The 17,824-nt window shown below is 43.1% G+C and carries 18 protein-coding genes and 3 pseudogenes; 8 read left to right on the top strand and 13 right to left on the bottom strand.

What is annotated here, in order from left to right:
• Positions 1-100 (top strand): annotated as a pseudogene (locus FTU82_RS13475) (IS1 family transposase); the annotation flags it as partial.
• On the opposite strand, the gene FTU82_RS13480 reads toward FTU82_RS13475, so the two are convergent.
• From FTU82_RS13480 to FTU82_RS13490, 3 genes are all read right to left on the bottom strand, one after another.
• Entirely contained in the window at positions 97-567 is a 471-nt protein-coding gene (locus FTU82_RS13480) for a hypothetical protein (protein ID WP_257221992.1), read from the bottom strand. The pseudogene FTU82_RS13475 and the gene FTU82_RS13480 sit on opposite strands and share 4 nt — an antisense overlap.
• An 82-nt stretch (positions 568-649) precedes the next feature.
• Positions 650-1,027, bottom strand: coding sequence for a hypothetical protein (locus FTU82_RS13485; protein ID WP_100358170.1), 378 nt, complete (start codon positions 1,025-1,027; stop codon positions 650-652).
• Between the two features lie 150 nt (positions 1,028-1,177).
• Positions 1,178-2,587: an FAD-binding oxidoreductase gene (locus FTU82_RS13490; RefSeq protein WP_180101467.1), complete on the bottom strand. Its 1,410-nt coding sequence runs from the start codon at positions 2,585-2,587 to the stop codon at positions 1,178-1,180.
• 354 nt (positions 2,588-2,941) lie between these two features.
• Here FTU82_RS13490 and serA point away from each other — a divergent pair, with 354 nt between their 5' ends.
• Both serA and FTU82_RS13500 read left to right on the top strand, forming a co-directional pair.
• The gene (serA, locus tag FTU82_RS13495) at positions 2,942-4,174 is read left to right on the top strand and encodes a phosphoglycerate dehydrogenase (protein ID WP_005094251.1); all 1,233 of its coding nucleotides are present in this window, start codon (positions 2,942-2,944) and stop codon (positions 4,172-4,174) included.
• 115 nt (positions 4,175-4,289) lie between these two features.
• Complete coding sequence (locus FTU82_RS13500; RefSeq protein WP_100358171.1) at positions 4,290-5,156, top strand: EamA family transporter; 867 nt, start codon at positions 4,290-4,292, stop codon at positions 5,154-5,156.
• Positions 5,157-5,211: 55 nt separating this feature from the next.
• On the opposite strand, the gene FTU82_RS13505 is transcribed toward FTU82_RS13500, so the two are convergent.
• A complete protein-coding gene (locus FTU82_RS13505) occupies positions 5,212-6,360 on the bottom strand; it encodes a hypothetical protein (protein ID WP_100329375.1) in 1,149 nt (382 codons plus the stop codon).
• A 310-nt stretch (positions 6,361-6,670) separates the two neighbouring features.
• Here FTU82_RS13505 and FTU82_RS13510 point away from each other — a divergent pair, with 310 nt between their 5' ends.
• Positions 6,671-7,549: a DMT family transporter gene (locus FTU82_RS13510; protein WP_074383605.1), complete on the top strand. Its 879-nt coding sequence runs from the start codon at positions 6,671-6,673 to the stop codon at positions 7,547-7,549.
• A 149-nt stretch (positions 7,550-7,698) separates the two neighbouring features.
• Here FTU82_RS13510 and FTU82_RS13515 read toward each other — a convergent pair whose 3' ends face one another.
• The 3 genes from FTU82_RS13515 to truB all read right to left on the bottom strand — a co-directional run bounded on the left by FTU82_RS13515 (position 7,699) and on the right by truB (position 9,980).
• Positions 7,699-8,166, bottom strand: coding sequence for a hemerythrin domain-containing protein (locus FTU82_RS13515; RefSeq protein WP_100358173.1), 468 nt, complete (start codon positions 8,164-8,166; stop codon positions 7,699-7,701).
• A 126-nt stretch (positions 8,167-8,292) separates the two neighbouring features.
• Positions 8,293-9,060 carry a TSUP family transporter gene (locus FTU82_RS13520; RefSeq protein ID WP_100358174.1) on the bottom strand — a complete coding sequence of 256 codons (768 nt, stop codon included), beginning with the start codon at positions 9,058-9,060 and terminating at the stop codon, positions 8,293-8,295.
• Between the two features lie 14 nt (positions 9,061-9,074).
• Positions 9,075-9,980 carry a tRNA pseudouridine(55) synthase TruB gene (gene truB / locus FTU82_RS13525; protein ID WP_100329377.1) on the bottom strand — a complete coding sequence of 302 codons (906 nt, stop codon included), beginning with the start codon at positions 9,978-9,980 and terminating at the stop codon, positions 9,075-9,077.
• A gap of 152 nt (positions 9,981-10,132) precedes the next feature.
• Between truB and FTU82_RS13530 the strand changes: the two genes are divergently transcribed.
• From FTU82_RS13530 to FTU82_RS13545, 4 genes are all read left to right on the top strand, one after another.
• Positions 10,133-11,161, top strand: coding sequence for a lipase secretion chaperone (locus FTU82_RS13530; RefSeq protein WP_159516301.1), 1,029 nt, complete (start codon positions 10,133-10,135; stop codon positions 11,159-11,161).
• Positions 11,162-11,548: 387 nt separating this feature from the next.
• On the top strand, positions 11,549-12,559 hold the full coding sequence (locus FTU82_RS13535) for a triacylglycerol lipase (protein ID WP_005094261.1): 1,011 nt from the start codon (positions 11,549-11,551) through the stop codon (positions 12,557-12,559).
• 81 nt (positions 12,560-12,640) lie between these two features.
• Entirely contained in the window at positions 12,641-13,612 is a 972-nt protein-coding gene (locus FTU82_RS13540; RefSeq protein ID WP_100358176.1) for a triacylglycerol lipase, read from the top strand.
• A 135-nt stretch (positions 13,613-13,747) separates the two neighbouring features.
• Positions 13,748-14,716, top strand: a complete 969-nt coding sequence (locus FTU82_RS13545; RefSeq protein WP_100358177.1) for a triacylglycerol lipase — start codon at positions 13,748-13,750, stop codon at positions 14,714-14,716.
• A gap of 83 nt (positions 14,717-14,799) precedes the next feature.
• Here FTU82_RS13545 and rplS read toward each other — a convergent pair whose 3' ends face one another.
• From rplS to FTU82_RS16330, 6 genes and pseudogenes are all read right to left on the bottom strand, one after another.
• Positions 14,800-15,177: a 50S ribosomal protein L19 gene (gene rplS / locus FTU82_RS13550; protein ID WP_005094271.1), complete on the bottom strand. Its 378-nt coding sequence runs from the start codon at positions 15,175-15,177 to the stop codon at positions 14,800-14,802.
• Positions 15,178-15,363: 186 nt separating this feature from the next.
• Positions 15,364-16,098, bottom strand: a complete 735-nt coding sequence (gene trmD, locus FTU82_RS13555; protein WP_180101469.1) for a tRNA (guanosine(37)-N1)-methyltransferase TrmD — start codon at positions 16,096-16,098, stop codon at positions 15,364-15,366.
• Positions 16,099-16,125: 27 nt separating this feature from the next.
• Positions 16,126-16,674: a ribosome maturation factor RimM gene (gene rimM, locus FTU82_RS13560; protein WP_100329381.1), complete on the bottom strand. Its 549-nt coding sequence runs from the start codon at positions 16,672-16,674 to the stop codon at positions 16,126-16,128.
• An 18-nt stretch (positions 16,675-16,692) separates the two neighbouring features.
• Positions 16,693-16,950, bottom strand: a complete 258-nt coding sequence (gene rpsP / locus FTU82_RS13565) for a 30S ribosomal protein S16 (protein WP_005094274.1) — start codon at positions 16,948-16,950, stop codon at positions 16,693-16,695.
• 142 nt (positions 16,951-17,092) lie between these two features.
• Positions 17,093-17,499 (bottom strand): annotated as a pseudogene (locus FTU82_RS13570) (type IV pilin protein).
• A pseudogene (locus FTU82_RS16330) lies at positions 17,499-17,693 on the bottom strand (pili assembly chaperone); the annotation flags it as partial. The pseudogenes FTU82_RS13570 and FTU82_RS16330, both read right to left, overlap by 1 nt.
• Between the last annotated feature and the right edge of the window lie 131 nt (positions 17,694-17,824).

Genomic DNA, 17,824 nt, shown 5'->3' on the forward strand with positions numbered 1-17,824 from the left:
GCGAGGCTTTAGGAGAAGCTGCAACTTCTCCAAAAAGCTTGAAAATCATTACAAAGCCTTTGATTTAGCGTTCTTTTATATCAATAATGGATTCGTTTAATGCCAGCATACTTTTTGAAACACCACCCCACTTTTTAATTGGTCACTACAGTCTAATCTAGAGTAATGATAGTTAGCCCTATCCATGATAAATTTATCAATATAATTAACATATCCTTCTGTTGAAAAATGGTCTTGAGGAAAAAATTTTACTAAGCTCAGCCAACAGAATCTTAAAAACCAGATTAAGTCTTCATTACCTTTCATCATATTAAGAGCAATTTCGCTATCCCAATTGATATGACAGTTTAAATACACTTCTCTTTTCAAGTCAGGTAAAGAAAAAATAAAATTTTGATCTGCCTCTAATTCACTATCTTTCTCACGATACAATAATTTTTCTCGTAGGATTTTTTCTGATTTTCTTTTATCGTAATTGGTATAAAACCTATTTAGATAGAATAATAAGAGTGAAGCTAAAAATCCTCCAATCACGCCAATTGTAGCGGCTAATATATTTGAGTCCATCAACTCCCCCCTCTTCCCAAAAGCAAAAAGCGCATCACTAAGATACGCTTTTAACCAAATTCTGACTAAAGATCAAACACTATTATGGGCAGGCTGCTTTCTGGAAGTTTCTGGTATTTGAACCACGTGCACACTGATATAACTTTTCAGCATTGTGCATTTTCCAGCTTTTCTGTTCTTTTTTGAAATGATAAATGGTCTGAACTGATTTGACCGAATCATCCAACAAACCTGTTTCAGTCACTTTCACCTGCCCAACGGTGGGTGACTCCACATTATTAAAAAACTGACGAATCTCGACTGTTGCCAGTTCATTACGTAAATCAGGCCTCATTTTAAGTACCTGATCCAAAGGTGTATCCGAAGAAGACTGCACTTTTGCAATCACCTGCTGGGTAGTGGTACAACCCGACATCATCATACCCAGACCTAAAGCTGTAACCGCCAATAACCGTAACATATCGTTTAACCCAGATTATCCTTATTATACAAATTTATCATGCTGCGCTTTTCAGCTTAACGCTATTTAGACTATGTAACCCCATTTACACAGCAATAAAAAAAGCGCAACTTGCGATGCGCTTTTGTAAACTTTTAAAATCCGATCAGATTAAAGATCAAATAATTTACCCGGGTTCATAATACCATTTGGATCGAACACTTGTTTCAGGGCTTTCATATATTCGATTTCTTCCGCAGAACGTGAATATTCAAGGTATGGCTTCTTGGTCATCCCTACGCCATGTTCGGCTGAAATTGAACCATCATATTTTTTCACGGTGTCAAAGACATACTTGTTTACTACCTGACATTTAGCGAAGAATTCATCCTTGCTTAAATCCGCTGGTTTTAAGATGTTCAAATGCAAGTTACCGTCACCAATATGACCGAACCAGCAAATTTCAAAGTCTGGGTAGTTCTCTGCAACAATTGCATCAATTTCTTTAATAAATGCAGGAACGTGCGTGATCAATACTGAAATATCATTTTTGTATGGTGTAAATGGCGCGATTGACTCAGAGATGTCTTCGCGTAAACGCCATAAGCTTTCGACCTGGTCCAGACTTTGGCTCAGAACGCCGTCCAGTACCCAACCTTGTTCCATACAATGCTCAAAAATTTCCATCACCTTGTCCATAATCGGCTCAAACGGCGCTTCAAACTCAAGCAAAACATAGAATGGACATTCAGTTTCAAATGGACGTTGTACATGACCATTGGCCAATACTTTTTGCATTGCCAGTTCACCAAAGAACTCAAATGCGGTTAAATCAATTTTCGCCTGGAATGCATGAAGCACGGGCATGACTGCATCAAAATCAGTGACACCCAGCACCATCACTTGCAGGTCTTGCGGTTGACGTTCCAACTTGATTTCAGCTTCAGTGACTAGCCCCAGTGTACCTTCACCACCAATAAATAAGTGTTGCAGCGCATAACCGGTTGCATTCTTGATCATGCCCTTGTTCAGGCGTAGTACATCACCTTTACCTGTCACCACGGTCAGGCCAAGTACCCAATTACGGGTCATGCCGTATTTAATAACTTTAATACCACCGGCATTGGTGCCGATGTTCCCGCCAATCTGGCTTGAGCCCGCAGAAGCAAAGTCGACTGGATAATACATGCCCTGATCGGAAGCATAGTTTTGCAACTGTTCAGTTACCACGCCTGCCTGCACGCGAACCATCCGGTCTGCCGGGAAGAATTCCAGAATCTGGTTCATCTTGTCCATGCTCACCACGATCTCGCCATTGGCTGCAACTGCACCTGCAGACAGACCCGTACGACCGCCTGATGGGGTGATTGCAACATTAAACTGGTTTGCCAATTTTACGATGTCTTGAACCTGTTCAGTCGTCGAAGGAAAAACGATGACCGATGGGTTTGGATCAAAGTGTTTCGTATGATCACGACCCCAATTCTGGAGGCTGTCCGTATCGGTTTTAATACGGTTTTCACCCAAAATTGCCGTCAATTGGGTCAATAACTCAGGGGTTAAAGCGACTGGAGCATTCATCGTTTGCAGACCTAGCATGATTTAAACAAGAGAGACTTCGCTGGTTTATTTGCATATTTTTTAGGCATAAAAGCCTGTATACAAATCAGGCGAAACATGATGATTAAAGCACCAAAAATGGCAGCTTAAACAGCATGGCGCAATATTATAAGCTATTTTTAGGGGATTCCTTTAAAAAATGACAATTTTGATAATATACCTTTGAAAATGAATATTTAAATCAACCAGATTTATCATTTTCACTACTATCACTTGCAAAAATAGCTGATATTGCCGTCATCAAGGAAATGTATAACCGCCCTTTTCCTGTGCTATTATACCGCGACTAAATTTGGCCTTTGTAGCGGAGCCGTAATGAGCCAACATCTATCTCTACCTAAAGATAAAATCCGTTTTCTACTGTTAGAAGGCGTTCATCAGAACGCAATCGACACATTGAATGCAGCTGGATATACCAACATCGATTATCGTAAAACAGCGCTCGAAGGCGAAGCACTGAAAGAAGCGATTAAAGATGCACACTTCGTCGGTATTCGTTCCCGTACTCAACTGACTGAAGAAGTATTTGAAGCTGCGAACAAACTGATTGCTGTGGGTTGTTTCTGTATCGGTACCAACCAGGTCAACCTCGATGCTGCAATGCGTCGCGGTATTCCGGTATTTAATGCACCGTATTCAAATACCCGTTCAGTCGCTGAACTGGTCTTGGCAGAAACGATTCTGCTTCTGCGCCGTGTACCTGAAAAATCAACAGATACACATGCAGGTGGCTGGAACAAATCGGCTGTCGGTTCATTCGAAACACGTGGTAAAACTTTAGGTATCGTTGGTTACGGTTCAATCGGTTCACAACTTTCTGTACTGGCTGAAAGCCTGGGCATGAAAGTGACCTATTATGATGCAGTGACAAAACTACCTTTAGGAAATGCACGTCAAGTCGGTTCTATGGGCGAATTACTGGCCAATGCAGATGTGGTTACTCTACATGTTCCGGATCTGCCATCTACCCGTAATTTCTTTGGCAAAGAACAGTTTGCGCAAATGAAAGAAGGTGCAATCTTCCTGAACGCAGCACGTGGTACATGTGTTGTGATTGAAGATCTGGCAGATGCGATCAAGTCTGGTCACATTGCTGGTGCTGCAGTAGACGTATTCCCGAAAGAGCCGAAAGCCAATGGTGAAGAATTCGTTTCTCCACTGCGTAACCTTCCAAACGTGATCCTGACTCCGCACGTGGGTGGTTCGACCATGGAGGCACAAGCCAACATCGGTCTGGAAGTTGCTGAGAAATTCGTTGCTTATTCAGATAAAGGTATGACTTTATCTGCAGTGAACTTCCCGGAAATTGCACTGCCATTGACTGAAGGTAAACACCGTTTACTGCACATTCATAAAAACATGCCGGGCGTTCTTTCTAAGATCAACAACCTGTTTGCTGAACACGGTATTAACATCTCTGGCCAGTCTTTAATGACCAAAGGTGATGTCGGTTACCTGGTGATGGACGTAGACGCGACTGCATCTAAAGAAGCACTCGATACCCTACATGAAGTTGAAGGAACAATCCGCGTACGCGTACTGTTCTAATTTAACGATATGCAAGAACCACAGCTTTCGGGCTGTGGTTTTTTGTTTTTTAAGGTTTTTATTTTTCAGCCTTTACTGTTCTTCCGCTCTTCGAGAAATCGAAACCTATTAAGTTATGCTGAATTTTAAAATTGCACCTATTGTACAAGCGCCACTGATTCTCCTGATCGCGATGATCAGTATGCAAAGCAGTGGCTCCTTTGCCAAATATCTGTTCGGTCAGTTTCCCATTCTGACCGTTTCAGCCATGCGTCTGCTTTTGGGTGCTGTAATTTTGGCATTGATTTTTAAAATTTGGCAAATTCATTTCAGACAGATCAAGTGGCCGGCCATTCTCAGTTATGGTCTGGCCCTGGCAGGTATGAACCTGCTGTTTTATCTGTCTATTGATCGCTTGCCGCTGGGCATTGCGGTTGCTTTTGAATTCATTGGCCCTTTAAGTGTGGCGCTGTTTTATGCGCGGCAAAAATTTGATTTTGTCTGGGTCGGATTGGCTATTTTAGGCCTGATTCTGCTGTTTCCCTTTGATCAGGCTGCACAGCCACTTGATCCGGTCGGGATTCTATTTGCCCTAAGTGCGGGTGCCTGTTGGGCGCTATACATCGTCGCTGGGCAAAAGCCTTCCGGGGTTTCCGGCAACCATACCGTGTGCTTGGGCATGTTGGTCGGGATGCTGGTGCTGATGCCAATTGCGCTTTTTGCTGGCATTCCTGCGCATACATTTGAACCCATCAGCCTGTTATATTTCATAGCTCTGGCTGTGCTGGCCAGCGCCCTGCCTTTTACCCTGGAAATGATTGCCCTGCGAAATTTAACCGCCTTGAGTTTTGGTACTTTGATGAGTCTAGAACCTGCAATCGCAGCACTCTCTGGTTTTATCTTCTTGGGTGAAACTTTATTGTGGACACAATGGCTGGCACTGGCCACGATTATTAGTGCTTCAATTGGCTGTACGGTGACCAGTCAAAGACGAAAACATTGAATAAAAATAAAGGCGCTATAGCGCCTTTATTTAAGATACCTTTATTAGAATCATTTTAACGTGGTGTTGCATCTTTAATCGCCGTATTTAATACCGTGGCTGCTGTCACATTATAGCCATCACATGCAAAAGCAAGCTGATCATAAGTGTATTCTGTCCATTTGATCATTAAAGGACTGGCATCATTTTCCTTTAATTTGTCTAAAGCCACTTTTCGTGATTGGGCAACATAATCGTTGTGATCAATATGTTCTCCATGTTCCGAGAACGCACTGTTATAAATTCCTCCTTGATATTCGATCGCACCAAAATATTTGTAATATTGCATAGCAGTATCTTTATATTCTGCCTTTTTATATTTCAAGCCAGCCATGGTTTCATCTAGAATAATTTTTGCCAGCTCCTGGACAGACGTTTGTGCCTGCCAATCAGCCAGCGTGCGATAGTCAGTTTTTGTTTCCGGATCAAATTCAATATATTCTTCTTCCGGATGTTCAGCCTGAAGACGGAAACATTTAGATCCATTCGGGAATGTGCGCGCCTTCTGCAAATCAATAAAATTGGCTGCAAACTCATTATAATATTTACGGTCAGCGGCTGTCGTATTATCACTATTAAATAACACTCTGGTTGCAGCATCCTCATACATTTTCACCACAGCAATATTGGTACGTTCAGTTAATGCTTTTCCTGACAGGTCGTACCACTCTATATGCCGATGATTACTGATGTTGTTCTCCGGTATGGTCACAGGACGACTCTTAAATTGAGTGGTCGTATTTTCCAGTACTTTTTCCAGCTTATAGCCGAATGCTGTACGGGTCAGATCTGCAGGAAATACCCCTTTAGCGGTGACATAAGTCGGGAACACCATGTTCTCCTCAATATTATATTCAGTATCCACGACACTGTTATCATCCGCATATAATATGCCGTCAGTAATTTTATTTTTATGACTGGCCAATAGAAGTTTTTTCGACTCCATGTCTGCTGCATCAGCATTGGGCAAGTTGAACTGATAGTTGTAGAATTCCGACACTGTGTCTGATGCTCCATCACCCGGGGTTCCAGGATTGTTCGGATTACCAGGATTGCTCGGAGCCGGTTGGCTAGGGACTGGTGTATTATTATCCGAATTATCAGAGCTACCACATGCTGCAAGCATACAGCCCAAAATGGCGCAAGAAAGTATTCGTAATTTCATTATTATCTACCTTATTATTTTCATTGTTATTTTAATGCTGCCCCGAATTGGGATCTAAGATATTTTAATAAATATAAAAATAAGATCAAATTAAAAATTGATTAATTTGTAACCACACCTGAGGTAAGTTTAATTTTGAATTTAAAACTTCACATATTTGATTGAGCTAAAATGTAAATTGATTATCTCCAAACTTAAGTTGCATTCACAAAATATTGCTCTGGCCTACTCAGCAAAAATCAACCAGTTTGCTATAATTTCATTTCTTTCTATTTCTCATTTTCACCCGCTCTGGGTAGAAGCTGCTTCCATGCCAAACGCCCAACTTCTTGCCGTATTCTTCATGGTCTTGTCCATGACTTCGTACCAGATCAGTGCATCTTTTGCCAAACAGCTGTTTAGTGTACTGGATCCGATTACTGTCACCATTTTAAGACTCTGTTTTGCTGCAATCATTGTCTGCGTCATGTTCCGCTCTTGGAAAATAATTTCACGTTTGCCTTTTTTAAAATGGCGGGATTTACTCTGCTATAGCGCGGCTTTAGGGGTCATGAATATTTTATTCTATCTGTCACTTGGTCGTTTACCGCAAGGCATTGCAGTAGGTCTGGAGTTTATTGGCCCTTTGGGACTGGCTCTACTGTCGATTAAACACCGTAGTGATTATATCTGGGTATTGATGGCCATTTTGGGCATCGCGCTGATGGTGCCATGGGGACAGGCCAATAGCAGCAATTTTGACCTGTTGGGCGCAGCTTGTGCCTTGGGGGCAGGTTTCTGCTGGGCATTATATATTTTCTTTGGCCAACGTGTAGTTCAGCAGAATATCGGCATGCATGCACTGACCATTGCCATCAGTATTTCAGCATTGTGTCTGCTGCCGATCGGTCTCTACAACAATGCGCCCGCATTGATTGATACACAACATTGGGGCAAGGCCATTGTGATTGCAATTCTGGCCACTGCGATTCCTTATGCCCTCGATTTAAAAGCCTTACAGCATTTAAACAAAATGAGCTATGGCACCCTGTCCAGCCTCTCTCCGGCTTTAGCAGCTTTGACCGGTTTTCTGTTATTGGGTGAGAAAATCACGGTACTGCAAGCGGTCGCTCTGGTGTGTATTATGCTGGCCTCTGTCGGTGTGACAGTACGTGCCGCGCGTCAAGGAGCGGCAGAACGGAATGCATAAAGCCTGATTGGGATCTGGGCAACTGACTCAATATTTTCATTCATTTTTGTGCTTTCTCCCTTTAGGAGAAATACCTCGGAGAAATGAATCCGGATAAAAAAGATGGCTGTAGCGCCATCTTTTTCATTTATTCGATTTGAAGTTAAAATTTAGCTTTGTACCAGCATATCTTTTTTCATGTCTTTATAACGCTGATATTCAGTCTTGTACTGCACTGCTAAAGCGGTCTTTTGCTCTTCACTGAGAATTTTTCCTGCCTGCTGGAAGAAACCATGTTCCTCTTCTTTTAAGTGGTGATGCACTTTTTCGGAAAGCTTTTTGGCAATTGCAATCCAGCCCGGATTACTCAATTCTGTTGCAGTCAGCTCTTCAATCATCTCGTCCATTTCATGATGTTCGGCCAAGGCATGCCGGGTGATATTCAAGCCCGAATCGGTCATCATCAGGGGAATATAGAAATAACGGTCTTCAGCCGCTTCATGGGCAAATAATTCATTCTTGAGTTGTTTGAACAGCTCACGACGTTCTGCTGTATCCCCTGAAGTTTGTAGTAATTTTTCTGCAAGATCACGCTGAATTTCATGACTTTCTCTTAATGCTTCAAAAATGGTGGTCATCTAATTTTTCTCCTGTTTTCGCCCTGCCTTTTTACATCATAGAAAGAAAATGGCATGGGTTCAGGAGGTTTTATAAGTACAAATTGTATAAAAAACTTTAATATTGAGAATGGTTTACATCTATTCTTATATAAAGAACATCTGATAGGCCATCCGGCAAATCAGTAAACTGACCAGAATCAGGAATAAAATCCGGATAAAGCCACTGCCATATTTAAAGGCTAATTTGACACCCAGCAAGGAACCACAGATATTGGCCACCGCCATCATCGCCCCGACCATAAATAGCACATTGCCGCTGGGAATAAAGAAAGTTAACGCTGCCAGATTGGTGGTGAAATTGGCAATTTTAGATAAAGCTGAAGCATGTAAAAAATCGACACTTAAATAACGAATGAAAAAGAAAATAAAGAAACTGCCCGTACCCGGCCCGAAAATTCCGTCATAAAATCCGATGGCCAGACTGCCCAAAACTGCCAATGCCAACATTTTCTTGGTGAGCTTTTGCTGAACATGCACCTGACCAAACTGCTTTTTCATCACGGTATAAATCGCGATGACAATCAGCATGATCAATACAAAAGGTTTGAGGATTTCGACCGGAATCAAGGTGACACTGGCCGCGCCAATAAACGAGCTGATGAAACTGCAAGCTGCAATCACGCCCAAGAGCAACCACGGCAGTTTTACCTGACGCAAATAGGAAAATGCCGCAGAGCCAGTACCAAAAATCGAGGCCAGTTTGTTGGTACCAAATACGGTAGCCGGCTGTAAATGCGGCAGACTGCCCATAATTGCCGGAATCTGGATCAGACCACCACCGCCTACAGCAGCATCAATTGCCCCTGCAAAAAATGCAAAGACAATCAGGCTGATGATGATCTCAATATCCATATTTCAGACCTTGCTTAGAGGTTTAAGACGCGTTTTGGCACCAGTCGTTTTTTATCACTAATTTCCGCTAGGCCTAAACATTTTTCACCATCAAAAACCAAGACCTGTTCAGCTGCATCGTGCTCGATATTACTTTCCATGCCACGGCTAAAATATTCTGCCCGCCCTTCTGGCACTTGGATTTGCGGGAAATGTTGCACCGGTGCATAAGCCGGCAACAACAACCTATCACGCTCGTCTTCATTCAAGCTTTCCAGATATTCAATGGTATAACTCGGGATCAAATCAAAATGACCGGTTTTAATGCGGTGTAAATAGGTCAGATGACCGTAAGTACCCAAGGCTTTGGCAATATCTTCACCGAGTACCCGGATATAAGTCCCTTTAGAGCAGGTAATATCCAGCGTGATGCTATTTTCAGTAAAGGATAAAAGCTCAATGGCCAGAATGCTAATCGGGCGCGCTTCACGTTCAATCTCGATGCCCTTACGTGCCAGTTCGTATAAAGGACGACCTTCTTTTTTCAGCGCCGAATACATCGGTGGCACTTGCTGGATATCACCGATAAACTGTGTCAAGGTTTCTTGAATTAACGCTTCCGAAAGTTCAGGAACCGCTTTTTCTAATAAGACTTCGCCTTCAACATCGCCGGTGGTGGTGCTATGTCCAAGAAAGACCGTCGTTTGATAACGCTTGACTGAATCTAATAAATAATGCGAAAACTTGGTCGCCTCACCTAAACATATCGGTAATAAACCCGAGGCCAGAGGATCCAGTGCCCCGGTATGGCCTGCTTTTTGTGCACGATACAACCAGCGAACTTTTTGCAATGCAGCATTAGAACTAATGCCCAAGGGTTTATTCAAAAGGAAGACACCACTAAGATGACGACGCTGAATTTTAGGAGATGATGCTTTCATGGCAAAAAATCAGACATTTTATAAATTGGCGCCATGGTAAGACCCTGTGCGATGATTTACAACTTTTCTATGGTATCTGATGATTTTTATGGCATATTGAGCCGAATCAAAACTCTAAAAATAATGAAACCGAAAAAACAGGTGCATAGGATATGCAGAAATACAAGATATGGATCATTCTGGCTCTGGTGGTGCTGTGCTTTATCACCCTGATGCTCTGGTTATCTCCTCAGAATGAATCACAGACAGAGACTATTGGCCAATCATCTCTTAGTGAACGCCGCGGCGAACCTGCCGCATTAAGTATGACCAGCCCTGCCAATGCAGCATTTTCCAGTGCCAGCCAGCAAGATACCGAAATCAATTGCCAGATGCAGCTGGATGCGAGTAACCGTCTGACCGTCAATGAACAGACTCGAAACTGTTTTGAATATTTTATTACCCAGTTTGGTGAAAAAAATCTGGCACAGATTCAACAGGATTTTAAAACTTACATTCGCCAGAATCATAAAGAACCCGCTCTCTCACAGATTCTGGATTTATGGGATCGCTATATTCAGTATCGTCAAGGTTTAGGCCAACTGACTGCACCGACAGGCCTCGATCAGGAAGATCCGGCCTATTACCGCAGCATCTATAGCAGCACCCAGAATTTGCGTAAACAATATTTTTCTAATTATGAAATTGAAGGTTTATTTGGTACCGAAGACACCTATCATGAATATACGCTTGACCGTATGGCCGTGCTGGCAGACAACAGCTTAAGCGAGTCTGAAAAAGCCCAGAAGCTCAAAAATCTGTTTGAACAATTACCACAAGACTGGCAGGAAAATCTGGAACAACTGAATAAACTCGAAGATTTACGCAAACTCAGCGCAGACATTAAAGCGCGTGGTGGCTCAAATGCAGAGATTCGTCAAATGCGATTAAACCTGGTCGGCCCTGAAGCTACGCAACGTCTGGAGCAACTGGATGGCGAACGTGCCAGCTGGAAATCCAGTGTCACGACGTATCTCAATGAACGGGATAGCATCATGCAAAGTGGCATGAGTGACAGCGCCAAACAGCAAGCCGTCGAGAAGCTGCGCCAGCAACGTTTTCAACAGCCGAATGACCAGCTGCGGGTCGAAACCTTTGAACAGATTCATGATCAAGGCGGCAAGTTGCCCTTTGCGAATTAAGCCTAAAAGCCATCACCTGTTGATGGCTTTTTTTATGATCCTCATATCGAAAGCTTTATGCCTTCATATCTCCCGCCCTAACTTTGTTTCTAAATATTTCTTGTTTACACAAAATAACCTCAATGAGTGTTTTGTATTTCAACAACTTAAAATTTAAATACAGCCGTAAATAAAACATATTCTTACAATGTAAATCTCTTCTCTCTATCGTGTCCTAAAATGACATGGTTTTAGCGCGTTGAAGTGAAAAAATACCGCTACTCAAAAGAAAAATTGCTCAGCCATAGAAGGCCAAAACTGTATGGTCCAAAGTCTGCTTTTGTGGCTTACAACACTCTAGAAAAGCAATGATTGCTTTAATAACGATAAAATTAAAAAGGGATGCTTATGCGTACTTTCAGCAAGACAGCACAGTTACTGACTGTGACTTTAGCAACAACTCTGGGATTAAGCTTTTCTGCACAGGCCCATGCCGCGGCAAGTGCGACACAGGTCACTGAAAAGGCCAGATCTGATTATGCCAAAACCAAATATCCTATTCTGATGGTACATGGCTGGCTAGGCTGGTCACGCATTGGCACCGACAGCATCGGGCTGGATTACTGGTATCAGATTCTACCGGATATGGCACGCAATGGTTCTACCGTCTTTGCTGCACAGCTGTCTCCGGCAAATAAGACAGCACATCGCGGTGAACAGCTGATCAGCCAGGTTGAAGATGTGATAGCAATCACCGGCAAACACAAAGTCAACCTGATTGGTCACTCTCATGGCGGGCCAACCGTGCTCTATGTCGCTGCCACTAAACCAGAATATCTGGCATCGATTACAGGCGTTGCTGGTACCTATCATGGTTCTAAAGTTGCTGACGATATTCAAAGCAATAGTTTAAGCCGCACCGCGTTTAATATTTTAGGTGACTATATTGTGGGACCTTTAATTGCACTCGCTCAGCTTAAACCTGAATTAGAAATCGATTTTGATGCATCCATGAAATCATTAACCCAAACAGAATCAAAAAACTTTAATGCAACTGTTGCAAAAGAAGCAGTCAAAGACGGCGTTTTAGCAGCGACTGAAAACTGTAATAAAAACCTCAAACCTAAAGATTCTAAAGGTATTTATTACTATTCATGGACAGGTGTAGCACAAGCCACCAATGCCTTAGACATCGATACGATTTTAATGCAACTGGGCCCACTATCTTATGGCAATAAAAACAATGATGGTATGGTCGCACGTTGTAGTGCTTATATGGGCAAAGTGATTAATGACAATTACAAACTCAACCATACTGACTTGGCCAACATGATGTTTGGCTTGAAAGGTCTATTCGCTCCAGATCCGGTGACGTTATACCGTCAGCATGCCAACCGCTTAAAGCTGCAAGGTTTATAAGCGGCTCGCCTTTATCAGGATTGATAAAGGCTTTGCTATATAAGCGGTCATCATTTTCCCGGATGAAGCAGAGATAGAATAATGAAAACAATAAGCCTGGTATTCAGTCTATTTATTGGATTCAGTTGTTCCTTGGCTTATGCCAAGCAGAGTCCATTGATTGAATATACACCCAAATTCGCTATATCCAGCTACACCAAAACCCATTATCCGCTCATCTTTGTCCATGGCTTCGGTCTGGGCTTTAACCGCATTGGAACCAATAACATCGGTTTAGATTATTGGTATCAGATCCCGCAAGATTTAGCCCGTCATGGTGCGCGTGTATTTTCCGCGGAATTATCTGCGGTTGCATCCAATGAACTACGTGGTGAACAGCTGTTACTACAAATTGACGAAGTTCTTGCACTGACGGGTAAAGCTAAAGTCAATCTGATTGGACATAGTCAAGGTGGACCAACCATTCAATATATTGAAGCTGTTGCACCTGCCAAAGTGGCTTCACTGACCGCAATTGCAGGTGCGATGAGAGGCACACCTGTTTTTGTCAATACCAGCCAGACACCTTTACTAGAACCGCTGATTCATGCCATTGGAACAATTCTGGGCTACAGCATGAATCTGGTAACAGCAAATCAATATCCCGTAAATATCACAGCGGCCTTAAGTGCCATGCATCCTGAAAACATTCGAGCCTTCAATATAAAATACGGTTCTGCTGCGATTCCTAAAGACTGTCAGACCCAAGGCATGAAAATCACAGCAAATGGTATTCATCATTACTCTTGGATGGGCAACCGGCAAGCCACCAATCCTCTGGATATCATTGAATCGACTATTGTCAGTTTAGGCGGGACTTTCTTGAAAGGTGAAGCCAATGATGGCGCTCTACCTTTATGTAGTGGACGTTATGGTCAGATCATTCGTCAAGACTATGCCCACAATCATTTCGATGAAGTGAACCAGTTCTTCGGCATTTTAGGGCCTTTTGCCCAAGACCCGATAGCACTTTATCGCCAACATGCCAACCGGCTCAAACTGCAAGGCTTATAAATCATTCACTGCTATCCATCAATCATAATTTTTTAAATACAGCAACTTAAAACTTAACTCGCCCGTTTCGGATGGGTCATTTGGCAAAGCAGGATAAGAATCATCCTGTCAAAACAACAAAAATGAGGAAAATATATGAAATACGGCTTATTCATCACCAGTCTGCTGCTAGCTGGCACATGTGTCACGGCTCAGGCATCCACTCAAGCCAGTCAGGTCACAGCGAAAGCCAGCTCACACTATGCCAAGACCCAATATCCCATCGTGTTTGCACACGGGATGGCAGGCTTTATCCGGGTCGGAACAGATCAGTTTGGTCTGGATTACTGGTATCAGATTTTACCGGATCTGGCCCGCAATGGTGGCAATGTCTGGGCGACCCGAGTATCACCGTTTAACTCATCAGAAATTCGTGGTGAACAACTCTTAGAACAAGTGAAGGAAATTCGGGCGATTACAGGTGCATCTAAAGTCAATCTGATTGGTCATTCTCATGGTGGTCCCACGATTCGTTATGTCGCTGGTGTAGCGCCTCAACTGGTCGCCTCTCTGACTGCGGTCGGTGCGCCGCATAAAGGCTCACCAGTTGCAGATCTGATTCTTCAGGCAGAAGATACGCCACTACAAGGCCCTTTGGTCGGTGGGATTAATCTAGTATCTAAAGCCATCACCTGGGCCCAAGGACTGGATCCAAACAGCTTCCCGCATGATTCTCTTGCAGGTGGTCGCAGTCTGACACTGGCAGGATCGGCACAATTTAATCAGAAATATCCGCTGGGAATGTCAAGCACGACCTGTGGCGAAGGTGCCTATAAACAGAATAATATTTATAACTATTCATTTACCGGCACCGGCACAGTCACCAATATTCTCGATCCTGACTCTGCTTTGAAAGTCACCAGCCTGCTGATTGATGGTGGCAAGGACAATGATGGTCTGGTCTCTCGCTGTAGTGCCAAATTTGGTAAAACCATTCGTGATAACTACAACTGGAATCACTTAGATGAAGTCAATCTGGTCTTGGGCCTGAAAAGCATCTTTGCCCCTGACCCGGTCGATGTGTATCGCCAACATGCCAACCGGTTGAAGCTGCAAGGCTTATAGTTCTTATATCAATATTAGAATATAAAAAATGCGCCCAAAGGCGCATTTTTTAACTCGAGATAAAACTTAACTTGAGCCTAAACTTAAGAAGCTTTAACTTTACGAGCTGGTAATTTTTCACGGATACGTGCAGCTTTACCAGACAATTCGCGTAGGTAGTAAAGTTTAGCGCGACGAACATCACCACGACGTTTCACTTCAACTTTAGCTACGATTGGAGAGTGAGTTTGGAATACACGCTCAACACCAACACCGCTAGAAATTTTACGTACTGTGAACGCAGAGTTCAAGCCACGGTTTTTCTTCGCAATTACCACACCTTCAAAAGCCTGAAGACGCTCACGGTCGCCCTCTTTAACTTTTACAGAAACAATCACTGTATCACCTGGTGCGAAAGCAGGGATGTCTTGTTTCAATTGTGCATTTTCAATTACTTGAACTAAAGGATGCTTACCGCTCATGGGGTATCTCCAATAATGCGAGTCAGAAGAGGTCTGATCATCGCGGGGGCTAGAGGCTAAAGCGCATAGACCCGATTATCTTTCCCTTTAAAGTTGACCATCTCAACTTTAAAGAGCCTATTAAAGAATACTTAAACTCAATTTAAGTACCGTTTTCGAAGACAGCACCAATTTCTCAGCAATGTCTTACAAATCTTTCAGCCATTTTTTTTGCTGCTTGGTCAATTCTATTTGTTCGACCAGTTCAGGTCGACGTTCAAGTGTCCGTTGATAACGCTGCAAAAACCGCCATTTTTCAATGTTTGCATGATGACCTGATTTAAGTACCTCAGGCACATCCAAACCTTCAAACTGGTCAGGCTTGGTATATTGTGGGCAGTCTAACAGACCATCCACAAAGGAGTCTTGCACATGGGATTGCTCATCAGACATCGCCCCCGGAAGCCTCCGGATAATACTGTCCAATAAAACCATCGCTGGCAGTTCACCACCCGACAAAACATAATCACCAATTGACCATTCCTGATCAACATATTGCTGGATCAAACGTTCATCGACCCCCTCATAACGCCCACACAGTACAATCAATCCGTCATATTGAACGAAGTCCTGTACCGCAGCTTCATTTAAGGTTTTTCCTTGCGGTGACATATACACCACAGGAACCTGAACTGCGCCTGCTTCATTTGCAAGCTCTTTGGCACGGTGGATTGCTTGTGCCAAAGGCTCCGCCATCATCACCATACCCGGACCACCACCGAATGGACGTTCATCCACCCGTTTGTAGTTGCCCGTCGCAAAATCGCGAGGATTGATGCAATGAATTTGCATCAAATCACGTTTTGCTGCGCGCCCGCTAATACCGTAGGCTGTAATCGCTTCAAACATTTCAGGAAAAAGCGTAATGACTGCAAAAAACATCGCAGACTCCCTTATTTCCAAAAAGTGTTAGTAGTCTACGCCCCAATTGACGTAAATACGACCAGCTTCAAGATCAACGCGTTGTACCACATCTTTATGCCATGGAATCATGCGCTCTTCGCCATCGATACTGTCGGCAGTTGCGCGAACCACCATCACATCATTGGCACCTGTTTCAAACAGTTCAAAAATTTGACCGAGATTCACTTCTTGATCCTCATCATTCAGACCTAACACTGTTAGACCCTTTAAATCAGACCAATAATATTCATCTACACCCGCTTGAGGCAGTTGCGATTTAGCAATCCAGACATTGGTGCCAACCAGTTGGTCTGCCCCAGTGCGATCACTCACACCTTTAAGCGAAACAACCAAGCCTTTACCATGTGGTTTCCAACGTTTTACATCGACAATTTGCCAACCTGCTTTGGTCTCAATGTACCAAGGCAGATAGTCAAATATGTTGCTCATGGGTTCTGTATTGGAATAGACCCAGAGCCACCCATTTAATCCATATGCTGAACGTAGCTGTCCAATCTGAATACGATCTTCGGGAACATTCTGTGTTGGTGTCATGGGCAATCTACTACCATATTAAACAGCAGTTGCAGCTTTTTTAGCTTGAGCAGCTAAAGAAGCAACGCGATCTGAAGGTTGAGCACCTTGAGAAACCCAGTGAGCAAAACGGTCAGCATCTAAACGAAGTTTTTCTGCTTTACCTTGAGCTGTCGGGTTGAAGAAACCGATACGTTCGATGAAACGACCGTCACGTGCATTACGGCTATCAGTTACAACGATTTGATAGAACGGACGTTTTTTAGCACCACCGCGAGTAAGACGAATAACAACCATGATAGAACCTTATAGTTTTTACGGATTATCCCTGCACCGACCACCGATACATTTCAAACCCCTTTCATAGAGGGCAGTATTTTACTTGAACTTTGCCCTGAATGAAAGATTAAAAAGTGTTTAGGTAGAATTTTGGGTTTAGTTAGCGGCCGTCCCATGGTTCACATGCACCAGATGTTTTTTCCCAACATTGTTGCCCCCTGCTATTTAAAGTCAGGTTGCCGGTTCCTAACATCCCCCCCGAGGAGCTGCTGTTAAAGTCCATACCTGAGTTGCTCGTCTCAAAGTAATAGTATAAACCGGTTGAGTAGCCGGATAGGTTTTGGCTATTCCACCATTATCCAAAGTTGCCGAGCTAAAATTATGATTGATGACATGATGGCCTTGTAAGCGCTGAGCAATTTGCATCATTTCAGCTTGTACATCTGCCCTTTTGGTCCGTTGTACATAATTTTGATAAGAAGGATAAGCAATGGCGGCTAGTACTGCCAAAACTGCAATCACAATCATCAGTTCTATCAGGGTAAAGCCTTGTAAATTTCTTTTCATCACCATGTCTCACTATAGCCGCCACAGTTTTCGTATCCGCTTACAATATCTTTGACTTTAGTCATACAACGGATACCATCACTCTTCAAAAGCAGATCAAAATTTCTTGGTTGCTTAGGTTCAGCCCCATTTTTGACACGCTCGACAGAGATACTCCAACTAAGCCCCTGAATTTTAGAAGAAGCTTCAGTTTCGGCAGGCTTTGTTGCACAAACCTAGCATCAAAAGCTTATTCAGCAATATAATTTCAAAATGAATAAGCCTGCCTCTAAAATCTACCGTACAACCAATTGGTCATCCTATAACCGAGCCTTAATTAACCGAG

Origin of the sequence: Acinetobacter sp. YH12151, assembly GCF_013418355.1 — a bacterium.
GTDB classification, from domain to species: domain Bacteria; phylum Pseudomonadota; class Gammaproteobacteria; order Pseudomonadales; family Moraxellaceae; genus Acinetobacter; species Acinetobacter pseudolwoffii.

What these genes read in the sequence shown, in the direction of transcription:
- FTU82_RS13480 (WP_257221992.1), bottom strand. Translation starts at nt 567, where the DNA reads ATGGACTCAAATATATTAGCCGCTACAATTGGCGTGATTGGAGGATTT.
- FTU82_RS13485 (WP_100358170.1), bottom strand. Translation starts at nt 1,027, where the DNA reads ATGTTACGGTTATTGGCGGTTACAGCTTTAGGTCTGGGTATGATGATG.
- FTU82_RS13490 (WP_180101467.1), bottom strand. Translation starts at nt 2,587, where the DNA reads ATGAATGCTCCAGTCGCTTTAACCCCTGAGTTATTGACCCAATTGACG.
- serA (WP_005094251.1), top strand. Translation starts at nt 2,942, where the DNA reads ATGAGCCAACATCTATCTCTACCTAAAGATAAAATCCGTTTTCTACTG.
- FTU82_RS13500 (WP_100358171.1), top strand. Translation starts at nt 4,290, where the DNA reads ATGCTGAATTTTAAAATTGCACCTATTGTACAAGCGCCACTGATTCTC.
- FTU82_RS13505 (WP_100329375.1), bottom strand. Translation starts at nt 6,360, where the DNA reads ATGAAATTACGAATACTTTCTTGCGCCATTTTGGGCTGTATGCTTGCA.
- FTU82_RS13510 (WP_074383605.1), top strand. Translation starts at nt 6,671, where the DNA reads ATGCCAAACGCCCAACTTCTTGCCGTATTCTTCATGGTCTTGTCCATG.
- FTU82_RS13515 (WP_100358173.1), bottom strand. Translation starts at nt 8,166, where the DNA reads ATGACCACCATTTTTGAAGCATTAAGAGAAAGTCATGAAATTCAGCGT.
- FTU82_RS13520 (WP_100358174.1), bottom strand. Translation starts at nt 9,060, where the DNA reads ATGGATATTGAGATCATCATCAGCCTGATTGTCTTTGCATTTTTTGCA.
- truB (WP_100329377.1), bottom strand. Translation starts at nt 9,980, where the DNA reads ATGAAAGCATCATCTCCTAAAATTCAGCGTCGTCATCTTAGTGGTGTC.
- FTU82_RS13530 (WP_159516301.1), top strand. Translation starts at nt 10,133, where the DNA reads ATGCAGAAATACAAGATATGGATCATTCTGGCTCTGGTGGTGCTGTGC.
- FTU82_RS13535 (WP_005094261.1), top strand. Translation starts at nt 11,549, where the DNA reads ATGCGTACTTTCAGCAAGACAGCACAGTTACTGACTGTGACTTTAGCA.
- FTU82_RS13540 (WP_100358176.1), top strand. Translation starts at nt 12,641, where the DNA reads ATGAAAACAATAAGCCTGGTATTCAGTCTATTTATTGGATTCAGTTGT.
- FTU82_RS13545 (WP_100358177.1), top strand. Translation starts at nt 13,748, where the DNA reads ATGAAATACGGCTTATTCATCACCAGTCTGCTGCTAGCTGGCACATGT.
- rplS (WP_005094271.1), bottom strand. Translation starts at nt 15,177, where the DNA reads ATGAGCGGTAAGCATCCTTTAGTTCAAGTAATTGAAAATGCACAATTG.
- trmD (WP_180101469.1), bottom strand. Translation starts at nt 16,098, where the DNA reads ATGTTTTTTGCAGTCATTACGCTTTTTCCTGAAATGTTTGAAGCGATT.
- rimM (WP_100329381.1), bottom strand. Translation starts at nt 16,674, where the DNA reads ATGACACCAACACAGAATGTTCCCGAAGATCGTATTCAGATTGGACAG.
- rpsP (WP_005094274.1), bottom strand. Translation starts at nt 16,950, where the DNA reads ATGGTTGTTATTCGTCTTACTCGCGGTGGTGCTAAAAAACGTCCGTTC.